We start from the raw sequence: 22,828 nt of genomic DNA, 5'->3' as shown, positions 1-22,828 counted from the left end.
TAAAATAAAAAAAGACAGAATTCTATAATTTAAATAGAACTCTGTCTGTAAAAACCTGAGAGATTTTTCCTGATCGAATTATGGAAATTGCCCCTTCGGCGATATAAATATCTTTCCAGAGTACTGTCCAATTTCGGTCCTTTTACCTGAGAGTTTGGATGAACCATCATCTTGCCCCTTCGGCGTTTTTTTATTGAATAATAAAAAATGCTCTCCCGAAATCATCTTACAGTTTTCATTATTTTATTCGTATATTAGTGAATATAAATATTATGAGAATAAAAATATTTATGCTATAATTTTAAATGTTTTTTTATACAAAATATTATATACTATAAATATGCTGATGACAAATAATTTATACAGGGAGTGACAACATGGGAAAAACATTGAATAAGAATGATAAAAATAGGGATATGATAGTAATTTTAGACTTTGGTTCACAATATACGCAATTAATTGCAAGAAGAATTAGAGAATTAAAGTTTTATTCCGAGATTTATCCATATTATACTGACATTTCTCAATTAAAAAAGAAAAACCCTAAAGGTATCATATTATCAGGGGGACCTGATAGTGTTTTAAATGAAAATTCCCCTGATATCAATAAAGAGATTTTTAATTTAAATATACCAATTCTTGGAATATGTTATGGCTACCATTTAATTGCAAAGCAAATGGGTGGTATAGTTGAATGTTCTAAAAAAGCCGAATTTGGTCATACAATTGTAGAAATTAAGAATAGAAATAACTTATTTTTTAATTTACCTGAAAAAATAAGCGTTTGGATGAGCCATAATGATATTATAAAAAAATTACCAAATGATTTTGAATTAGCTGCTGTTACCCACGATAACAAGGTAGCTGCTATTATTAATGAAAAAAGAGATATTTATGGATTACAATTTCATCCTGAAGTAACTCATACTGAAAAAGGCAAAGAAATTCTATATAATTTTGCAAATAATATTTGCAGATGTCCTCAAAATTGGACACCTGATTCTTTTATTGAAAATACTATAAACGAGATTAAAAGGGAAATAGGGGACGGAAAAGTTGTTGCAGGTATGAGTGGTGGTGTTGATTCCACAGTTGCGGCAATTTTAACCCATAAAGCTATAAAAAATCAGCTTAATTGTATTTTTATTGACACCGGACTTATGAGAAAGAATGAAGCACAAGAAGTAAGAGATGTATTCGAAAATTGTTTTGATATAAAATTAAATGTATATGATTACTCAAAAGAGTTTCTTAAAGCTCTGAAAGGTATTACTGATCCGGAAGAGAAACGGAAAATAATTGGAAATTTATTCATTAAAGTATTTGAGGAAAAAGCAAAAAAGATCGGTAAAGTTACCCATTTATTACAAGGAACGCTTTACCCAGATGTTATTGAAAGTACATCGGTAAATGGACCATCTGTAAAGATAAAATCTCATCATAATGTGGGGGGCTTGCCGGAAAAAATGGAACTATCTTTATTAGAGCCGTTAAAATATTTGTTCAAGGATGAAGTGCGGACAATTGGAGAAAATCTTAAAATTCCTGAAAAACTATTGTGGAGACAGCCATTTCCAGGTCCTGGATTGGGTATAAGAGTGATAGGTGAAGTGGATGGTAAAAAATTGGATATACTGAGGGAAGCTGATGAGATTATCAGAAGAGAAATTGCTCAAGAAGGCTTAAACAAAAAATTATGGCAATATTTTGGAATACTGCTTCCGGTTAAGTCAGTAGGGGTAATGGGAGATATGAGAACTTATGATTATAGTCTTGTTTTAAGAATAGTTACAAGTTATGATGGTATGACAGCTGATTGGGCAAAATTACCACATAGTTTATTAGGTAGAATATCTAATATTCTAATCAATCAGGTAAAAGGAATTAATCGAGTTCTTTATGATATTAGTTCAAAGCCGCCCTCTACAATTGAATGGGAATAGACAGTATCAATTACTTAAATTATAGTATTAAGAAGAAATATTGCGGATATTAATTTGTGTAAGAATATTTTAGAATTAAATATATAACAATGAATTAAAATAGTTATTATTTAGATTATTATATTTAATGCTCACAAAAATAACCAAAAATAAAAAACAATATTTAAGAAAGGTGTTAAAAATGTCAACTGATGTAATTGTAGGTACACAATGGGGAGATGAAGGAAAAGGGAAGATTACTGACCTATTATCAAAAGATTATGATATAATTGCCCGATACCAGGGTGGATGTAATGCAGGTCATACGGTAGTGGTTGGAAAAGAACAATTTATTTTTCATTTACTACCCTCTGGTATTTTGCATCAGAAAACATTGTGTTTAATAGGTAATGGAGTAGTTTTGGATCTTGAAGCTTTGTTTGAAGAAATCGATTTTATTACCAGCAGAGGTATTAATATTGAAGGGAGATTATTCGTAGATTTAAAGACCCATATTATCTTGCCGTACCATAAGATCATTGATAGATTAAATGAAGAAAAAAAAGGAAAAAACAAAATAGGTACTACCACTAAAGGTATTGGTCCAGCTTATGTAGATAAATATTCCCGTAGTGGTATCAGGGTTTGTGACATTATACATGCAGATAGATTAGAAAATAAATTAAATATTCTATTAGAACAAAAACAGGAATATTTATACCAGAATTACCAGGTGAAGTTATCTCCTGACCAGATAAAAGAGATTAAAGAAAAATGTCATAATTATGGTGAAAAAATAAAAAATTTTTCAATTGATGGCTCTTTATTCCTGTATGAAAATATTAAGAAACAAAAAAATATACTGTTTGAAGGTGCTCAGGGAGTAATGCTCGATGTTGATCACGGTACTTATCCATATGTTACTTCGTCAAATCCTATTGCCGGTGGTGTTTGTACTGGATGTGGAATAACACCTCTTTCTATTACAAGAATTATAGGCATCGCCAAGGCATATACAACGAGAGTTGGTTCAGGTCCATTCCCAACTGAATTATCAGATGAAACGGGAGAAAAAATGAGGGAATATGGACATGAATACGGGGCAACCACAGGTAGACCAAGACGCTGTGGGTGGTTTGATGCACCAGTTGTAAAATATGCCAACAGGATTAATGGTATAACCGAGATAGTGTTAACTAAATTGGATGTTTTGAATTTCTTAAGTAAAATTAGAATTTGCAAAGAATATAAAATTGATAATAAAATATATAAATATTTTCCGGCCGATAGTTATTTAGCAAAACAGATTGAACCTGTTTATGAAGAATTTGACGGATGGGATGAAGATATTAGCAATGTAGAAAATTATAGAGACTTGCCCAAGAATGCAAAAAAATATGTTGAGGCGATAGAAAAAACAATTGATTGTAAAGTTTCAATAATCTCAGTTGGACCCGAAAGAGACATGACTATTATTAGATAAATAGTTATAAGAAATACTACATTGATTTTTTAATATTCTATAAAAACAAATAATTTTTTTAAATTAATTGGAGACAATATTTAATGATCGATCGATATGCATTTGAGCCAATGAAAAGTTTATGGTGTGATAAAAAGAAATATGACTCATGGTTAAAAGTTGAATTAGCAGTATGTGAAGTTAGAAAAGAATTAGGTCTTTTAGATAGAGAAACATATGATCTGATAAAGAAGAAAGCTTCGTTTTCAGTCAAGAGAATAAATGAGATTGAAAAAATTACCAGACATGATGTATTGGCTTTTACAACTAATGTTGGTGAAAATCTGGGAGAGTACTCAAGATATTTTCATCAGGGAATGACATCTTCTGATATATTAGATACCTCTTTGAGTCTTATTTTACAAGAAGCGTCACTTATTATTATAAAAGATATCAAAGAATTAATGAGAATCCTAAAACAATTAGCATTTGAAAATAAAGATACAATTATGATTGGTAGAACACACGGAGTACATGCTGAACCTATAACTTTGGGTTTTAAATTTACCCTATGGTATTCAGAAATGTGTAGGAATTTAAAGAGAATGGAGAATACCCTGGAAGAAGATGTATCCTTCGGAAAGATATCAGGGGCGGTGGGAACTTTTGCTCATCTTGAACCAAGGTTAGAGGAAATGGTCTGCAGTAAATTAGGATTAAAGGCAGCTGATATATCAAGCCAGATTATTCAACGGGATAGACATGCACACTTTGTAAGCATTTTAGCCATTATAGCATCATCTTTAGAAAAGTTTGCAACAGAAATCAGGAGTTTACAAAGAACAGAGATATTAGAATTAGAAGAGGGGTTTTCTGAAGGACAAAAGGGTTCTTCTGCCATGCCACATAAAAAAAACCCTATTTTATGTGAAAGAATTTCTGGTTTATCCAGAGTTATTAGAGGAAACGCCTTGTCTTCATTGGAAAATAATAATTTATGGCATGAGAGGGATATTTCAAATTCTTCAGTAGAAAGAATTGTATTGCCTGATACAACAATATTAATAGATTATATGTTAAAAAAATTCTATTTTGTATTAGAAAAATTAAAAATAAATAAAAACAATATGGAGAAAAATCTAAGATTAACTAAAGGTATTATATTTTCTCAAAGAGTTTTACTTGCACTAACCGATAAAGGATTATCAAGGGAAGATGCTTATAAAAAAGTGCAGATCAAGACTCTCAAAGCGTGGGAAGATAAAAATGATTTTAAAGAAATGTTGTTAAATGATAAGGAAATAAGAAAATATCTATCAGATGATGATATCAACGAATGCTTTGATTATGGTTATTTTATAAGAAATATAGACTACATATATAGTAGGGTATATAAAAAGGATGAGCCAATATGAGGAGGAAGGGTAAAGATGAAAGCTGAAAAAATATGGATGGATGGTGTTTTGGTAAACTGGAATGATGCACAGGTACATGTTCTCACACATGCCCTGCATTATGGTAGCGGTGTATTTGAAGGTATTCGAGCTTATAAAACAAAGAAAGGTACCGCTGTATTTAGATTAAATGAACATGTTGACAGATTGTTTAATTCAGCAAAGATATTAAAAATGGAAATACCTTTTTCAAGAGAAGAAATAGCAAACGCTATAAAGGAAACGGTAAAAACAAATAATTTAGATAGTTGCTATATAAGACCATTAGTGTACCGAGGTTTTAAAGCATTAGGGCTAAATCCCTTTAGTTGTCCTGTTAAGGTAATGATTGCTGCATGGGAATGGGGTGCTTATTTAGGAGAAGAAGCATTAGCAAAAGGAATAAAAGCTATAATATCATCATGGCAAAAAAGCCATATCAACTCAACATCAGCTAAAGCTAAAATCTGCGGGAATTATATTAATTCAATCTTTGCCAATATGGAAGCAGTCGAAGCAGGAGTAGAAGAGGCAATATTGTTAGATAACAATGGCTATGTGGCAGAAGGTCCGGGCGAAAATATATTCTGGATTAAAGACGGTATTATCTGTACACCACCTTTAACTTCAATACTGGAAGGAATTACCCGGAAAACAATAATACAAATTGCAGTTGATATGAAATTTACAGTTAAGGAAGAGTTTATTGCCAGAGATGAATTATATTTAGCTGATGAGGCTTTTTTTGCAGGCTCAGCAGCTGAGTTAACTCCAATTAGAGAAATTGATAACCAGATAATTGGATCAGGTAAGAGAGGTCCTATAAGCACTCAATTACAGAAAAAATTGTTTGATGTGTTCAAAGGAGAAGAAAACCAGTATAGTGAATGGTTAAGCTTTGTATAAAAATTTGTGGAAACAGAGGGAATATATATGATTTTATCAGAAAGAATAAATAATATTAAAGCCTCCCAAACTTTAGCGATAAATGCACAGATTTTAAGAATGAAAGATGAAGGAAAAAAAATTATTAGTTTTGGTGCGGGAGAGCCAGATTTTAGTACTCCACAAAATATACAAAAAGCAGCTATTAAAGCTATAAAGGACGGCTTTACTCATTATACGACATCCTCAGGCATAATTGAATTAAAAAAGGCAATAATTAAAAAATTAAAGTTAGATAACAATCTAAACTATGACGTCAATGAAATTATTATTTCAAATGGGGCAAAACACTCTCTTTATAATACATTAATGACATTGTGTAACCCTGGAGATGAAGTAATTCTGCCCACTCCATGTTGGGTCAGTTATGCAGAGCAAATTAAATTAGCCCAAGCCAAGCCTATTTTTGTTAAAACAAATCCTATTAGTCAATTTCAAGTACTCATTAAAGAAATTGAAAAAAACATAACAAATAAGACAAAAGCCATTTTATTAAATTCCCCTAATAATCCTACAGGAGCTGTTTATAGCAAAGAAGATTTACAAAAAATAGGCAATCTTTTAGTAAAAAAGGATATTTATTGCATTAGTGATGAGGTTTATGAAAAATTAGTATATGATGATTCAGAACATGTTTCTATTGCCTCTCTGGGTTCAAATATAAAATCAAGAGTGATACTAATAAATGGTGTATCAAAAACTTATGCAATGACTGGTTGGAGAATAGGCTATGCAGCTGGACCGAAAGAGGTTATTGCAGGAATGAATAAATTGCAAGGACAATGTACTTCTAATGCAAATTCAATTGCTCAAAAAGCGAGCGTTGAGGCATTGGTAGGCAATCAAGAGTCAATTAAATATATGCGTAATGAATTTGACAAAAGAAGAAAATATATTGTTAAAGAATTAAACAGTATCAATGGCTTTAGTTGTGACCTTCCCAAAGGTGCCTTCTATGTTTTTCCAAATATTAAAAAACTTCTTAATGCGGGAATTGTATTTAATGACATGGTGATTAAAGATTCCCTGCAATTAGCAAATTATATTCTTAATAAGGTAGAAGTAGCTGTAGTGCCAGGGAGTGCATTTGAATCAGAAGGATATTTAAGATTATCCTATGCAACCTCTATGCAGGATATAGAAGAAGGCATGAAGAGATTAAAAGATTTATTTAATTAATTTTAGTATAATACACATTATATATTTAAATGAAATCCAGGGATAATTATGGGTTTAAATTATTTACCCTGGATTTCTTTTTGGTTTTTATATTATTGCTTTATATCAAGTGAAAAATTGTTATAAGGAAAGGGATTCCAAAATGCTAAGAAAATATAACCAAGCACAAAAAGAAGCAATTCAAGCAAGCGATGGACCTGTTTTGGTAATTGCAGGTGCCGGAAGTGGAAAAACAAGTGTTTTAATACAGCATATTATATATTTAATTAATGATAAAGAAAGATCTATAAGTCCAGATAATATATTAGCCGTAACCTTTACAAATAAAGCAGCTAACGAAATGAAAGAAAGATTAGAAGAAATTAAATGTTCTGATAGTAAAGTTAATGATAAAGATTTTAGTAATATTTGGATAGGTACTTTTCATGCAATTTGTGCCAGGATATTACATAAGCATATAAATTATTTAGGATTTCAGCAAAGCTACAATATTTATGATAAAAATGACTCTAAAAGGCTTATAAAGAAATGCATTTCAATGCTGGACATAGATTCAAAACAGTATCAGGTTAAAACAATAAGTAATATAATTGAAAATTCTAAGAACAAGCTGATTGATGAAAATGACTTTTATGACAACGCGATTGGTTTTTATAATAAAATAATTAGTAAGGTGTATAAAAAATATCAGGAAGAGCTAAAAAATAACCAATCATTGGATTACAGTGATTTGATAGTAAAAACTGTACAATTATTTAAAAAACACCCTGATATTTTAGAATATTATCAAGAAAAATTTAAATATATTTTGGTTGATGAGTACCAGGATATCAATCACGCACAATATATTTTAATAAAATTGCTTTCAAAAAAAAGAAGAAATTTGTTTGTAGTTGGAGATCCTGACCAGAGTATTTACAGGTTTAGAGGTGCAGAATTGGGAAATATTATAAGCTTCGAAGAAGATTTTCCAGAGAGTACAGTAATTAAACTTGAGCAAAACTATCGATCCTCAGAAAATATACTTAAAGCCGCCTCTTTTGTTATAAAGAACAATACTTACAGGAAAGAAAAAAGATTGTGGACTACTCGAAAAGGTGGCGAAAAAATAAAGTATTATGAAGCAAGTAGTGCATTTGATGAAGCAGAATTCATTGCTAGAGAAATTAAAAATATAGTGAAGCACAAAAAACTAAAATGGCGGGATATTGCACTACTATATCGCACTAATGCTCAATCAAGATCATTCGAAGAAGTGTTTGCTAAAAACAGCATACCTTTTAGGTTGATTGGTGGAATAAGATTTTATGATAGAAAAGAAATAAAAAATATTTTGTATCTTTTAAAGATTATTTATAACCCTGATGACAAGGAATGTATAAAAAGATGGTTAGAGATGGATAGGATGGGTATAGGAGAAATGGGTTTTAAAAAAATAAATTATATAGCAAACCACGAGCAGAGGATTATTTTAGATGTTTTGCCTGAATTTATTCAGAGCCCAGGAAGTAGGATTAATGAAAACAATAAGGAAAAAATAATCAACTATCTCCAAACATTCAATTATCTTAGAAAAAATCAGGATAAGATATCTTTTGTTATAGAGCAATTGATAAAAAGAGTAGAATACTACAATTTAATAAGAGATGATGATGACCAGATAAAAACGGAAAATAAAATTGAGAATGTAAAAGCATTTATCCAATCTGTCAGAGAATATGAAAAGCATAATACACAAGCCAAGCTCAATGATTTTTTAACCTATGTATCACTTATTTCAGGTGTTGATAGTCTTGATAATTCAGATAACAAAAATGCTGTTAATTTAATGACATTACATTGTGCTAAGGGGCTTGAGTTTCCGGTTGTATTTCTAACAGGTTTAGAGGAAGGAATCTTCCCACATAATAGAAGTTTCTCCAGTCAGGTAGAGTTGGAAGAAGAAAGAAGATTATGTTATGTAGGTATGACTCGAGCCATAGATTTGTTGTATTTAACTTATACCTGGCGAAGAAATATGGACGGGAAAACAGTATTTAATAAAACATCACGTTTTTTTTCTGAAATACCTAAAAGATATCTGGATAAAGCAAAAATACTATCAAATGGATTCAACATTAATTCAGGTTATGAAACACTGAAAAGGGATAAAAAAGAACTTTTCATTGATGATGTTGTTTGTCATCCAGACTGGGGTGAAGGTAGTATTATAAACAAAAAAGAGACTGGAAATGATTGCTATGTTACTGTAAATTTCAAATTTTATGGGATTAAAAGACTTTCATTAAAGTATGCACCATTAAAAAAGGTAGAGAAAAATTAATTTCTCTACCTTTACGTTTTATCCTGGTTCATGTTTTTATAATGAATAAAAATAATGGTTATCTATATTTTTGCTAATCCTGTTCCTGTCTATCTGGTTCATTGTTCTCTTCTTCAGAAAGTAGCTCAATATTTTTTTCTATTATTGCATTTTCTTCAATATTCTTCAGGTATTCATCAAAAGCCTGCTGTTGTTTTACTGGTAATAACTGAGTTTCAATTTCGTTTTTAACCTCGTTTATTTCAAGGTAGCCTGAAGGGTTTTTTTCTACTACTTTAAAAATATGAAAACCATTTTCTACTGGAATAATTTCACTTACTTCCTCAGGTTCAAGAATAAATAATTTTTCTTCAATCTCAGATCTTAAAGTTCCCTTGCTAATAAAGCCGATATCGCCACCATTAGAAGCACTGGAAGCAATGGAATGATTTTCTGCCAGGGATGCAAAATCTTCACCGCTTTCAATCTTTTTAATTATATCTTCAGCCTCTTCCTCAGTTTCTACAAGAATATTCAATGCATGAATTTCTTCATCATGCCAATACGTTTCTTTGTTTTCTTCATAATAATCTTCAATATCTTTTTCTGTTAAGTCAGTTTTTTCAATAATCTCTTTTTCTAATAGTGACTGTATCAATATCTGATCAATAGCATTTTTTATTTGAAAACTAAGATCAGGGTCCTCTCGTAGGTTTAGTTCATCAGCTTTCTGAATTAACAATGTCTGAGTAATTATTTGTTCTAACACGTCTTCCTTATTTAACTGTACCTTATAACTATCAGGAATTATATTCCAGAAACTTTCGAAAGTTTCAAGGGAAATAACCTCTCCATTAATGGTGGCTAATACTACTTCATTATTTTCTTGATCTTGTTCAGATAATACTTGCATGGAAAGTGACATTAAAATTAATAAAGCAGCACAAAGAAAAATAGTTATTCTACATACTTTTTGTTTTACTATCAATTAGATGTTCTCCTTTCATTTTATAAAATTTATAACTTTTTAAGTTTAGCATAATAGGGAAATTAAGTAAAGAAAATGGAGAATTACTTTATTTCTGTTAATAAAATAATAACTTTTTAGTGCCGAAAGTAGCTACAGTAATTATATTAAGAATAATATACCTGTAACAATAAGAACACAATGACTATAAAATAAAGATAATGTTTTCTTGAACATTTTTAAACTATAATATATAATGTAAAATAACTTGGCTGTTTTTAGCATATTGATTGCTTATCACGGCAAAAAGGGGGTGAATGTATGGCAACAATAAGGGTAAGAGAAGATGAAGAATTTGATCATGCACTAAAGCGATTTAAAAAAGAATGTCAAAAAAGTGGCATTATATCAGATATTAAGAGACACGAATATTATGAAAAGCCAAGTGAAAGAAGAAAGAGAAAATTAATAGCTGCCCAGAGAAAAAAGAAGAGGAGAGGAAGAAATTAATTTTCTGAAATTTTATAATTTCAGAGTTGAAAAGGCAAATTTGCTTTATCAAATAGCAAGAAAAAATAATAAACAATTTAAAATAATATCTCTGATAAAAATAGAAGGTCCAGGTAAAAACAGGGCCTTCTATTTTTTTAAATAAAAAATAACATTGATGAATATAAAAGATATATACTTAAAACAGTATAAAAGTATAAATTAAATTAACTATTGTCTACTTTTTTTGCAAAAACATTTTAAATTAGTTATAATATTTTGTCTTTTAAAATCATATATATAAAATAGTAATTAATGATAAGAATTAAAATAATATATTTTGGTTAAACATAACAGAAAATTATAATATCTTAATTATATTGATAAAATGGAGAAAATAATAATGAATGAAGATATAATTGAAGAATCAATTATTATAAAAAGTAAAGAAGAGCTGAGAGAACTTTTTGGGAGCCTTGATTCTAACATAAAAATGATAAGCCAATCTTTATCAGTTATTATTTCAAATAGAAATAGTAACCTTACTGTGACGGGAGAAAAAGATAATGTATGCAAAGCTGTAAAGGTCATAGAAGATTTGCTGGTAATAATACGGGGAGGACATTCTGTAAAGTTATCAGAAATAAAATATCAGATCGATATGATTAAGGAAAATTGCACATTTCATATCGAGCAATTATACGAGGAAGAAATTCATGTTTTTAAAAAGGATAAAATTATAAGACCAAAGACTTTTGGACAAAAAAGAATATTAGAAAAGATACAAAATAATGATATACTATTTGTAATTGGTCCAGCTGGTAGTGGAAAAACATATTTAGCGGTTGCAATAGCTATTTCTGCACTAAAAAAGAAAGAAGTAGACAGAATTATATTGATACGTCCAGCTGTAGAGGCAGGTGAAAGCCTTGGTTTTTTACCAGGGGATTTTATGGAAAAAATAGACCCTTATTTTAGACCATTATATGATGCAATCTTTGAAATGATGCCCTCTGATAAATTTCAGCACTATTTAGATCGTGGAATTATTGAAGTTGCCCCATTAGCCTACATGCGTGGCAGAACTTTGAATAATTCATTTATTATATTAGATGATGCACAAAATACAACATTAGGCCAAATGAAAATGTTTTTAACCCGTTTCGGATTTGGCTCTAAAATCATTGTGACCGGGGATATTACACAGATTGATTTACCTGAAAGCAAAAACTCAGGACTGGTTAAGATATCCAATATATTAAATGATATAAAGGGAATAGAATTTGTTAATCTGGAAAAAAATGATGTTGTCAGACACGGATTGGTGAAAGAGATAATAAAAGCCTACGAAAAAAGTGATAATAACACGGGAAGTGAAATAAAAAAATCTTTTAAAGAAAACAGGACTAAAGAACAGGAAAATGAAAAAAGATAAATTCACAAAAAATGCTCGTAATATTTTTCAGAAAAGTATCCTGAAAAAACTAATAATATTTTTACTTCTTGTGTTGTCAATTACATTTATTTTGTCTATTAATTTTATTCCTGGAAGAGTAACACTAAAAGAAGGCGAAGTTGCTACTAAGGATATTATTGCGAGAGAAACCATTGAATATACAGATGAAAACGCGACAGTAAAATTAAAAGAAGAAGCAGCAAAATCAATAAGAGAAGTTTACAATTTAAATCTTGCCAGTATTGAAAATGTAGAAAATGAACTTAGTAACTTTTTTGCTGATTTAAAAGAGTTAAGGAATGAATATAATGCCAGTCAAAGCGAAAATGACGTTTTAGAGATTAGAGATGTAAATAATTATTTCAATAATAATGAATTGATTGAAATAAGAGAGAAATACTCTTTAGACATTGAAAATTCAACAATAAGCAATTTGATAACAATTGATACTGATTCACTTCAGGAAATTGAACAATGGCTATTTTTATCTATAAGAAAAATCATGGAACAGGGTATTAAAGAGGCAGATATTGAAGAGGCAAAAAAACAAATTGCAAGAGAAATAAGTGAACAAGCCACAAACCCATATCTGGCCATTATTGCCAGTGAAATGGGAGAGTCTTTTTTGAAACCCAGTTTATTTTTGGATATAGAGGCAACAGAAAAGAAAATACAGGATTCTATAGACGCAGTAAGAGATGTTAAAAGTATTATAAGAAAAGACCAGATAATTATCAGAAAAGGTGAGATAGTAAATGCTGAACATATAGAAAAAATGAAGGCATTGGGATTGCAAAACCCGATTTTACATTACCAAAATATACTTGGATTATTTTTTATAGACTCTTTGTTTATTTTTCTAATTGGACTTTATATATTTACATTTCATAAAAAAATATTCGATGATGTAAATAAACTTATTTTGTTAAGTATAATATATATTTCCATTATTCTTATTGCAAAGGTTTCAGGAGAAATTTCCGGATATCTAATTCCAGTTGCATCTGCTTCAATGCTGATAGCCATCACTATCGATTCAAGGTTGGCATTATGGATGACTTTTATTATAAGTTCAAATATTGGGTTTATATTTTTAGGTGAAATAAATTATATGATAGTTGCTTTAGCTGGAGGATTTATTTCAATTTTTAGTATCCGTAAAGCTACTCAGCGATCTAATCTCACCAGGGCAGGCCTTCTGATTGCTGCTACCAATATATTTACAATCCTTGCGCTTGGGCTGGTTCAAAGATCTTCTCCCCAGTCACTATTAGAAAATAGTATGTGGGGTGCGCTAAACGGTTTTATTTCAGCAATATTAACTATTGGTGTACTTCCCTTTTTAGAAAGTTTTTTTGACATAACATCATCATTTAAATTAATGGAATTATCAAATCCAAATCAACCTTTATTAAAGCAGTTATTAGTAGAAGCTCCGGGAACATATCACCATAGTGTTGTAGTAGGTAATTTAGCAGAAACAGCAGCTGAAGAGATAGGCGCAAACTCTCTGTTAACACGTGTTGGGGCTTATTATCATGATATTGGAAAACTAAAAAGGCCATACTTTTTTTCCGAAAACCAGGAAGCTTATAAAAACACACATGATGACATGGAGCCAAGTTTAAGTGCGTTGGTAATTGCCTCTCATGTTAAAGACGGAGTGGATTTAGCCAAAAAATACAAATTACCAAAGGCAATTATTGATATTATAAACCAGCATCATGGAACTGGTTTAATTACCTATTTTTACCATCGTGCTTTACAATCTAATGAATCAAAAAACACATCTGTTAATGAAGAAAACTATCGATATTCAGGACCTAAGCCGCAAACAAAGGAAGCCGGTATAATATTATTAGCAGATTCTCTTGAGGCAGAAGCCCGTACACTCAATAATCCTACTTCTAGCAGGATAAAAAATTTAACCCAGAATGTTGTAAAAAGAAATTTGGAAAATGGACAATTAGATGAATGTAATCTAACCTTAAGAGATTTAGATAAAATAAAAGATGTTTTCTCTAGAATATTAACTGGCATGTTTCATAATAGAGTAGAATATCCGGATGAGGAATTGATTAATAAATTAAAAAAGGAAAGAAATCAAAGTGATAGTTCGAATAAAAAACAAACAGAAAAAGAAGCTAAATTTTCAGATAATAGAAAAAATATTAATAACAGCAATGGAAGTAATGGAGATAAAAAAGAATAGTGAAGTAAGCTTGCTGTTAACATCTGATCGGGAAATACAATATTTGAACAAAGTTTACAGAGATAAGGATACTCCTACTGATGTACTGTCTTTCAGTATGAGTGAAGGGCTGGATAGTTTCACAGATAATGATGAAATTGATGATTTTCTTTTAGGAGACATTGTAATATCTATAGAAACAGCTCAGAGAAATGCAGAATTAGCAGAAATATCCTTGATGCAAGAGATAAATATCTTGATAACTCATGGTTTACTACACTTATTAGGTTATGATCATAATTCTGATGAAGAATTCGACAAAATGAAAAATGAAGAGGATAGAATTCTAAAAATAACAGATAAAATACTTAAAGATTAATTATAAGTAACCAGATCTTTTATGTTAAATGAGATATTTACTAACAATTAATAAATGAATTATCATACTAAAAATTTTTTAAAAGTTAAAGACTTATAGAGGACCTTCAAAAAAATTGAAATTTTCTTGTATATGGTGCATAATAAAAGAGAAACAAAAATAATTACAAACAACATAGAATACATTTTAGAATGAAGGGAAGTGATACTATTATAAAAAATATATAGATGATGTAAAAAAAGTAAAAAATATATTTATGGAGGTAATCATGAGAAAAATATTAACAATATTAATAATTGGTACTTTATTATTGTCAATGAGTTTTACTGGATCTGCACAAATGAAATTTTTAGCAATTGCAACAGGTGGAACAGGTGGAACATACTATCCACTTGGTGGTGCCTTAGCACAAATGCTATCAAATAATATAGAAGGCGTAGTTGTTACTGCTCAAACCGCAAATGCATCAGTAGCTAATTGTAATTTAATAGGTAGACATCAAATAGAAACAGCATTTTCTCAGGCAAATACCACATATTGGGCTTATAGTGCAACAGGTATATTGTCTGATACAGAACCCATTACCAACTTAAGGGGGATAGCTTCATTGTATCCAGAAACTATCCACATTATTGCTACTAAAGCATCTGGAGTAAAATCTATTGCAGATTTAAAAGGGAAGAGCGTGGGAGTTGGCGCACCTAACAGTGGAACAGCAGCTGATGCCGAAATTATACTACAGGCACACGGACTATCTTTCGATGATTTGAAAATAGATTATATTGATTTTAATGAAGTAGCAGACCGATTAATCGATGGCCAAATCGATGCTGGCTTTACTACTGCAGGTTTCCCCACATCCAGCGTTATTAATATAGCAACTGTCAGGGATATTGTGCTAATACCGGTAGATTTAGAAGTTGCGGCAAAATTAGTTGAGGAAATTCCTTACTATGGTCTTACTGAAATTCCAGCAGGCATGTACGCTGGACAGGAAGAACCAGTAGCTGCATTGGCAACTCCTGCTCTCTGGATTTGTGATTCTGAATTGGATCCCACTTTAGTTTATAAAATGACTAAAGCTTTATGGGAAAATACAGATATATTAGCCCAAACCCATGCCAAAGGAAAAGATATTACATTAGAAACAGCCTTAGATGGAATGGGTGTTCCATTACATGCTGGTGCAGAATTATATTACAAAGAAATTGGTCTGATTGAATAAAATATAAAAAGAATCAGGGCACCTTAAGAGGTGCCCTGATTCTTATATGTATGAAAATTAAAATATTTATAGCAGTAATCCTTTAATGAAAAATACAAAAATACCGTTTTTATTAATTGTTTCTATTCTATTAATATTATCTATAATATTATTTTTTTGTAAAATACATTTTCTTACTGTAGAGAATTTTAATGATGGTAAAAAATTACTCGTAGAAAGAATTAATCCCAACGAGCATTTCACATTGAAATATACACATTCAGTTTCCAAAACACCAGTATGGGAAATTTTTCAGATAAACAATAAAGGTATTCTAATATTGGTAGAAACCCATTTTCTTGATCATGGTGCGGGACTGCCATATGCAGCTTTTGATAATGAGATTTTTGTTAATGAAGACAATCTTTTTAAAATAAAAAATATGTCAAGAGTAATAAAAATGCCTTTATATTATCGAATTGGTAGGATTAGAGAAAATTATTTTATATTTAATGGTAAAGAAATAGATTTATCGAAGACAGTTGGAGATTCAGTTGTGATAATTAATATAAATGAGGATAATATATTAAAGTATCTATATAAGAAATATCTTATCTAGAATTTAGGGGGATTATTAAATATGAAAAATAATCAGGAAAAAGACATCAAGCCTGTTAAAAGTCTTCATGAACAGGCAAAAGATGAAGGAAAAATTGATGTTCAAAAAATATTAGAGCAGTATGACTCAGAATCTAATGTTAGAAAACCAATTGGGATTATTGCTATTATTATATCAATTATTGCAATAAGCATGTCAATATTTCATTTTTATACAGGAGGATTTGGTTTATGGCTTGCACTAAAACAGAGGGCATTACATTTAGCTTTTACCCTGGCATTAATTTTTCTTCTTTATCCTATTACAAAAAAAGTTCCAGAAAACCTTAAAAACAAGATTCCAATTTATGACTTAATATTTTGTATATTAGGAGCGATTGTATGTTTATACCATATTATTTATTACAATGAGCTTGTTATTCGTTCCGGGTTACCAACCAGCTTGGATATTATTTTTGGGGGTATCTGTATATTACTTGTATTGGAAGGAACAAGAAGGTCAATTGGACCGGAATTACCAATAGTTGTTCTTGTTTTTTTATTGTATTCTTATTTTGGCCCTTATATGCCCGGGTTTTTTGCACACCGCGGTTACTCTATTGAAAGAATTATAGAACACTTGTATTTAGGAACAGAGGGTATTTTTGGAATACCACTAGGAGTTTCCTCTTCTTTTGTATTTTTATTTATTTTGTTTGGTGCTGTCCTGAATAAGACCGGTATGGGGAAATTTTTTATAGATATGTCTATGGCACTTGCAGGACATACCACAGGAGGACCTGCGAAAGTAGCAGTTATTGCCAGTGGCTTTATGGGTTCAATTAATGGAAGTTCTGTTGCCAATACTGTAACAACCGGTAGTTTTACCATTCCTTTAATGAAAAGTATCGGTTATAAAAAAGATTTTGCCGGAGCAGTAGAAGCTGCAGCATCTACCGGTGGTCAAATACTTCCCCCGGTTATGGGAGCTGCCGCCTTTGTAATGTCAGAATTTTTAGAAATTCCATATATTGAAATTGCTGCCGCGGCAGTAATACCAGCATTGATTTATTATATAGCAGTTATGACCATGGTACATCTGGAAGCCTGTAAATATGGATTAAAGGGATTACCAAAGGAAAGATTACCTAAGGCAAAACAGGTATTAGCTGAGAAAGGTCATCTTATAATACCCATTATTGGGTTAGTCTACTTCCTGGTTAATGGATACACACCATTATTTGCTGCCTTCTGGGCAATCGTATTAACCATAGCATTTTGTATGCTGAAAAAAGAAACAAGACTGGATTTTAAAGGATTATTAGGTGCTTTTGAAGATGGAGCAAGAGGAGCTTTAGGTGTGGCAGCCGCTTGTGCCTGCGCCGGGATGGTAGTAGGAGTGGTTACCTTGACGGGATTAGGACTGAAGATTGCCAGTGGACTGGTAGCCTTAGGTGGGGGAAATTTATTTTTGACTTTAATATTTACTATGATTGCATCTATATTGCTGGGGATGGGATTACCTACCACTGCTAAATATATAATTTTATCAATTATGGCTGCACCTGCATTAGTACAACTGGGTGTTCTTCCTCTGGCTGCACATTTATTTATTTTGTATTTTGGAGTCATAGCTGATGTAACACCACCAGTTGCAGTAGCAGCATATGCTGGTGCCGGAATAGCAGGTGGTAATACTATGAAAACAGGATTAAATGCCCTTCGATTGGCAATTGCAGGATTCATGATACCTTTTATATTTGCGCTTGATCCTGCATTACTTGGATTGGGTGGAAACTGGTTCCGCACAGTATTGTTGATTATTACCTCACTGGCTGGTGTATTAGCCTTAGGATCTGCTGCAGGTGGCTATCTGTTAACAAGGACAAGGCAAATTGAGAGATTTTTATTAGCTATTAGTGCAGTTTTATTGTTAACCCCAAATATTGTAACAGACATCCCGGGAATTGTGATATTGGGTGCCGTTCTTTATATCCAATACACTCGACAGAAAAAGCAAAGTGGAGTTTCAGATCAAGATTGAAATAAGAAAAGTGTAAAACAATAAGTAATTAGAAATATAATGTAATCGCAGAGAAGTAATTAAGTTTATTAATACATCTTTGCGATTACATTTTTTTCATTAATTATTAATACAAAAAATTTGTATTAATAATTAAACTATATATTCAATAAAAAAAGGAAATAATATTATAAGAAAAGTTTTTTGCTTTAATGTTATTGTAGTTTATCTTAACAGTTTTAGTGTAATCGTTTTTATGATTTGTTGTTTTCAGGAGACTAATATAAATAATGAACAGGTTATTTCAAACAGAAGGAATCGTTATCAGAAATATAAAATTAAATGAAGCTGATAAAATTGTAATAATATTTTCCCGTAATTATGGAAAAATAAGGGCAATAGCTAAAGGAATCAGAAAAACAAGAAGTCAATTTGGAAGTAGTCTCGAAAATCTTACCAGAGTAAAACTTTTAGTTTATAAAGGGAAAAATTTATATACTATAAGTCAGACAGAGATTGTTAAATCCTTTTTTTTAAATTCCAAGGATTTAAATCGCTATGCCTTAGCAATTCAATGTGCTGAAATTATTGACAGGATAACAGAAGAAGAAGACCCAAATGAACAAATTTATAATATTTTTACTGATATGTTGGAATTTTTGAACGATGAAAAAAACATCACCCTCTTAACAGAAGCATTCAAATGGAAATTAACCAATATACTAGGTTTTCAGCCAGAACTAAAAAAATGTATTAATTGCAATCAATCTGTAAAGAATAGTGATTATCATACTTTTGATATAAAAAAGGGAGGGATAGTTTGTAATGCTTGTAGTGGTAGTAAAAATTGCTATCAAATAAAAATATCAAATTATTGTTTAAAATTATTAAAGAGAATAATTGTTGCTGATTTGGCAATGATACATAATAAAAAAGTTATAGATTGTGAGTTGTGTCAGTTAAGTAAAATAACTGAAAAATATATGTCTTATTATTTTGATATTAACAATAAGAGCCAGGAATTTGTCAATAAATTAAGATCATTTAAAAAGTAAACATTAATCTAATGTAGCTCAAATACTTTCTTAAAAAATACTAATATTATATAGTAAAAATAGTAAATCTTTTTTTGACATCATAAAATGATTTTGTTATATTTAATAAGATATTAAGTCCCTCCCAATGGAAATAGATACAATCGAAGCTATTCAAAGGTAAACTGGAGAGGGATTTTGTTTATAAAAAAGGATGAATGTATTGAATATTCAAGAAACAATTTTTAATTTAGAAAAGTTTTGGAGCGAAAAAGGGTGTATTATCTTAACTCCATATGACACTGAGGTTGGAGCTGGAACAATGAACCCTGCGACATTTTTAAGGGTTTTAGGTCCAGAACCCTGGAAAACAGCTTATGTTGAACCTTCCCGTAGACCATCTGATGGACGATATGGTGAAAATCCCAATAGAGTTCAGCAGCATTTTCAGTTTCAGGTAATTATAAAACCGTCACCCGCTAATATACAGGATTGGTATTTAGAAAGCCTTGAAAAAATAGGAATCTTAAGAAGAGAACATGATATCAGATTTATGGAAGGTGATTGGGAAGCACCAACTTTAGGAGCCTGGGGTTTAGGATGGGAAGTTGTATTAGATGGCTTGGAGATAACTCAATTCACTTATTTTCAGCAAGCTGGTGGTATAGACTTAGAGCCAATATCTATTGAGATTACTTATGGGATTGAAAGACTTGCAATGGTAGTGCAGCAGAAAGACAATATTTATGATTTATTGTGGAATAAAGATATAACCTATAGAGAAATCCAGCATCAAGTCGAAGTCGAACAATCAAAATATAATTTCGAAGAAGCTGATGTAAAAATGCTTTTTTCTTTATTTAAAGTTTATGAAAAAGAAGCAAAGCGATTAGCAGTGAAAAAGTTACCAATACCAGCATATGATTATACATTAAAATGTTCACACACATTTAACCTTTTAGAAGCTAGGGGGGCAATAAGTGTGACTGAAAGAACCGGATATATAGCAAGAGTAAGAGAATTAGCCAAGCTATGTGCACAACATTATATTGAACAAAGAGAAATAATAGGATTTCCGCTATTAAAAGAGGATTGATAAATGCATACATTTATTTTAGAAATAGGAGTTGAAGAGATACCTCCTATTTACATAGATAAGGCAATAGTTGATTTAAAAAATATTGCCATAAAAGATTTAAAGGAATTAAATATTGATCACGGGAATGTCCAGACATTTGGTACACCAAGAAGATTATCAATATATATTGATAATATAAAATCTAAACAAAGAGATATATCTAAAAAAATAAAAGGTCCTTCAAAAAATATATCATTTGACAGTAACGGTTCTCCCTTAAAACCGGCAATTAAGTTTGCTAATGCAAACCATGTAAAAGTTGAAGAATTAATAGCAGAAAGTACTGAAAAAGGTGATTATTTATTTGTTGAAAAGAATATTGAAGGGAAAAAGACTGAAACACTATTACCAAAGTTATGTTTAAATCTCATTAATGGATTAAACTTTTCCAAATCAATGAGATGGGGTAATAATTCTTTTCGTTTTATCAGGCCAATTAGATGGATGGTGGCGTTATTGGATGATAAAATCGTTCCCTTTGAATTAGAGAATATAAAATCTGATTGTATTTCTTACGGACATAGACTTCTCCACCCAAAACCGGTAAAAATATATTCCGCTGAAGCATATTCAAAAATAATGGAAACATGTTTCGTAATAATAGATCCCGAAAAAAGAAAGAAAATTATTCTCAAGCAAATAAATAATAACACCAAGAAAATATCAGGAAAAGACTATATAGATGAAAAGTTAATGGATGAAGTTAAAAATTTAGTAGAATATCCAAGAGTCCTGTTGGGTAAATATGATGAAAGTTATCTCAAACTCCCGCCTGAAGTATTAGAAGCAGTAATGATAAAACATCAAAAATATTTTCCTGTTTATTCAAAAAAAGATGGATTGCTACCATTTTTCTTTGTTGTAATAAATGGCAACAAAAGTACCTACAAAAATAGTATAATTCAAGGAAATGAAAGAGTTTTAAAGGCTCGGCTGGAAGACGCCAAATTCTTTTACCAGGAAGACCAAAGAGTTTCTAATAATAAACTAAAACCATTAGATAATTTTTTTGAAAAGTTAAAAGATGTAATTTATCAGGAAAACATAGGCTCCATGTACGATAAAGTTGAAAGGATAATAGCGCTAAGTGAGATAATAGGAAATAAAATGAAATTAGACCGGGAATCAGTTAAAATTTTGAAAAGATCGGCGCAATTATGCAAGTCAGATTTAGTTTCAGAAATGGTAAAAGAATTCCCTGAACTGCAGGGGATTATGGGGAAAGAATATGCTATTTTGCAAGGAGAAGACAGGGCAGTAGCTGATGCTATTTTTGAACATTACTTACCAAGGTTTTCTGATGATAGTTTACCAAATACAATTTATGGTACTATTCTTAGCATTGCTGACAAACTAGATAATATTACATCTTGTTTTGTTAATAACAATATTCCTGATGGATCTCAGGACCCATATGCATTGAGAAGACAATCTCTGGGTATTATTAATATATTACTTTCTAATAATATAAATATATCTTTTGATGAAATAATTAACCATAATATTAATCTTTTATTAAGTAATGATTCCTTTAGTATAAACATTAATATCGAAGAATTGAAATTAAAAATAAAAGAGTTTATTCTACAAAGATTAAGATATCTTTTTATTGAAAAGGGATATAATTATGATATTGTAGATGCTGTTTTATTGTTAAAGCCAAATAATGTAATTGATGCATTTTTAAGAATAGAAGCAATTCAAGGTATTTATAAACTACCCAAGTTTAATAGAATTATTACTGCAGCTACTCGAACTTACAATCTTTCAAAAAATACAGAGTATTATAAGATTAATCAATCAATATTTAAAGAAGTAGAAGAAAAAATATTATATGAGAATTATATAAAAACTAATGATAATATCAAGAAAGCATTGGATAAAAAAAATTATAGAGAGATTTTCGATACTTTAGAATCTATTACTGAATCAATTGATATATTTTTTGATAATGTATTGGTAATGGATAAAGATGAAGAAATAAAGAAGAACCGTTTAGCTTTATTGAAAAACATTACAGACATGTATTGTGTAGTTGCTGATTTATCCAAGATTGCTCTTGCCAAGGGATAAATAATCCTAATATACTTTTTAACAATTATATTTA

The 22,828-nt window shown here is 30.4% G+C and carries 17 protein-coding genes and 1 riboswitch; of the genes, 16 read left to right on the top strand and 1 reads right to left on the bottom strand.

The features are described from left to right. Positions 1 to 124: 124 nt before the first annotated feature. Positions 125 to 228: riboswitch (glycine riboswitch) on the bottom strand. 149 nt (positions 229 to 377) lie between these two features. The 6 genes from guaA to PHQ99_01720 all read left to right on the top strand — a co-directional run bounded on the left by guaA (position 378) and on the right by PHQ99_01720 (position 9,264). Beyond that, on the top strand, positions 378 to 1,943 hold the full coding sequence (guaA, locus tag PHQ99_01745) for a glutamine-hydrolyzing GMP synthase (GenBank protein ID MDD4288303.1): 1,566 nt from the start codon (positions 378 to 380) through the stop codon (positions 1,941 to 1,943). Positions 1,944 to 2,124: 181 nt separating this feature from the next. Continuing rightward, positions 2,125 to 3,405, top strand: a complete 1,281-nt coding sequence (locus PHQ99_01740; GenBank protein ID MDD4288302.1) for an adenylosuccinate synthase — start codon at positions 2,125 to 2,127, stop codon at positions 3,403 to 3,405. 83 nt (positions 3,406 to 3,488) lie between these two features. Beyond that, positions 3,489 to 4,799 (top strand): adenylosuccinate lyase, encoded by a 1,311-nt coding sequence (gene purB, locus PHQ99_01735; GenBank protein ID MDD4288301.1) that lies wholly within the window; start codon positions 3,489 to 3,491, stop codon positions 4,797 to 4,799. A 15-nt stretch (positions 4,800 to 4,814) separates the two neighbouring features. After that, positions 4,815 to 5,723, top strand: coding sequence for a branched-chain amino acid transaminase (locus PHQ99_01730; GenBank protein MDD4288300.1), 909 nt, complete (start codon positions 4,815 to 4,817; stop codon positions 5,721 to 5,723). 27 nt (positions 5,724 to 5,750) lie between these two features. Beyond that, positions 5,751 to 6,941 (top strand): pyridoxal phosphate-dependent aminotransferase, encoded by a 1,191-nt coding sequence (locus PHQ99_01725; protein MDD4288299.1) that lies wholly within the window; start codon positions 5,751 to 5,753, stop codon positions 6,939 to 6,941. Between the two features lie 142 nt (positions 6,942 to 7,083). Beyond that, positions 7,084 to 9,264, top strand: coding sequence for a UvrD-helicase domain-containing protein (locus PHQ99_01720; GenBank protein ID MDD4288298.1), 2,181 nt, complete (start codon positions 7,084 to 7,086; stop codon positions 9,262 to 9,264). Between the two features lie 73 nt (positions 9,265 to 9,337). Here the strand turns inward: PHQ99_01720 and PHQ99_01715 are convergent, their stop codons facing one another. Continuing rightward, a complete protein-coding gene (locus PHQ99_01715) occupies positions 9,338 to 10,231 on the bottom strand; it encodes a peptidyl-prolyl cis-trans isomerase (GenBank protein MDD4288297.1) in 894 nt (297 codons plus the stop codon). A 300-nt stretch (positions 10,232 to 10,531) separates the two neighbouring features. Here PHQ99_01715 and rpsU point away from each other — a divergent pair, with 300 nt between their 5' ends. The 10 genes from rpsU to glyS all read left to right on the top strand — a co-directional run bounded on the left by rpsU (position 10,532) and on the right by glyS (position 22,794). Continuing rightward, positions 10,532 to 10,720, top strand: coding sequence for a 30S ribosomal protein S21 (rpsU, locus tag PHQ99_01710; protein ID MDD4288296.1), 189 nt, complete (start codon positions 10,532 to 10,534; stop codon positions 10,718 to 10,720). 382 nt (positions 10,721 to 11,102) lie between these two features. After that, on the top strand, positions 11,103 to 12,134 hold the full coding sequence (locus PHQ99_01705) for a PhoH family protein (GenBank protein ID MDD4288295.1): 1,032 nt from the start codon (positions 11,103 to 11,105) through the stop codon (positions 12,132 to 12,134). Beyond that, positions 12,121 to 14,367 carry an HDIG domain-containing protein gene (locus PHQ99_01700; GenBank protein ID MDD4288294.1) on the top strand — a complete coding sequence of 749 codons (2,247 nt, stop codon included), beginning with the start codon at positions 12,121 to 12,123 and terminating at the stop codon, positions 14,365 to 14,367. The genes PHQ99_01705 and PHQ99_01700 overlap by 14 nt, the downstream gene beginning before the upstream one ends. Continuing rightward, positions 14,264 to 14,725 carry an rRNA maturation RNase YbeY gene (gene ybeY / locus PHQ99_01695; protein MDD4288293.1) on the top strand — a complete coding sequence of 154 codons (462 nt, stop codon included), beginning with the start codon at positions 14,264 to 14,266 and terminating at the stop codon, positions 14,723 to 14,725. The genes PHQ99_01700 and ybeY overlap by 104 nt, the downstream gene beginning before the upstream one ends. 268 nt (positions 14,726 to 14,993) lie before the next feature. After that, complete coding sequence (locus PHQ99_01690; protein MDD4288292.1) at positions 14,994 to 15,950, top strand: TAXI family TRAP transporter solute-binding subunit; 957 nt, start codon at positions 14,994 to 14,996, stop codon at positions 15,948 to 15,950. A gap of 85 nt (positions 15,951 to 16,035) precedes the next feature. After that, positions 16,036 to 16,548 (top strand): DUF1850 domain-containing protein, encoded by a 513-nt coding sequence (locus PHQ99_01685; GenBank protein ID MDD4288291.1) that lies wholly within the window; start codon positions 16,036 to 16,038, stop codon positions 16,546 to 16,548. A gap of 21 nt (positions 16,549 to 16,569) precedes the next feature. Continuing rightward, complete coding sequence (locus PHQ99_01680) at positions 16,570 to 18,570, top strand: TRAP transporter permease (GenBank protein ID MDD4288290.1); 2,001 nt, start codon at positions 16,570 to 16,572, stop codon at positions 18,568 to 18,570. A gap of 269 nt (positions 18,571 to 18,839) precedes the next feature. Next, positions 18,840 to 19,604, top strand: a complete 765-nt coding sequence (recO, locus tag PHQ99_01675) for a DNA repair protein RecO (GenBank protein MDD4288289.1) — start codon at positions 18,840 to 18,842, stop codon at positions 19,602 to 19,604. A gap of 202 nt (positions 19,605 to 19,806) precedes the next feature. Then, entirely contained in the window at positions 19,807 to 20,679 is an 873-nt protein-coding gene (gene glyQ, locus PHQ99_01670; GenBank protein ID MDD4288288.1) for a glycine--tRNA ligase subunit alpha, read from the top strand. A 3-nt stretch (positions 20,680 to 20,682) separates the two neighbouring features. Further along, entirely contained in the window at positions 20,683 to 22,794 is a 2,112-nt protein-coding gene (gene glyS, locus PHQ99_01665; GenBank protein MDD4288287.1) for a glycine--tRNA ligase subunit beta, read from the top strand. Positions 22,795 to 22,828 lie beyond the last annotated feature (34 nt).

This window comes from Atribacterota bacterium (genome assembly GCA_028703475.1).
Lineage (GTDB): Bacteria > Atribacterota > Phoenicimicrobiia > Phoenicimicrobiales > Stramentimicrobiaceae > JAQVMU01.
The sequence above is the reverse complement of the archived record's forward strand: the minus strand, read 5'-3'. Positions and strand labels throughout refer to the sequence as shown.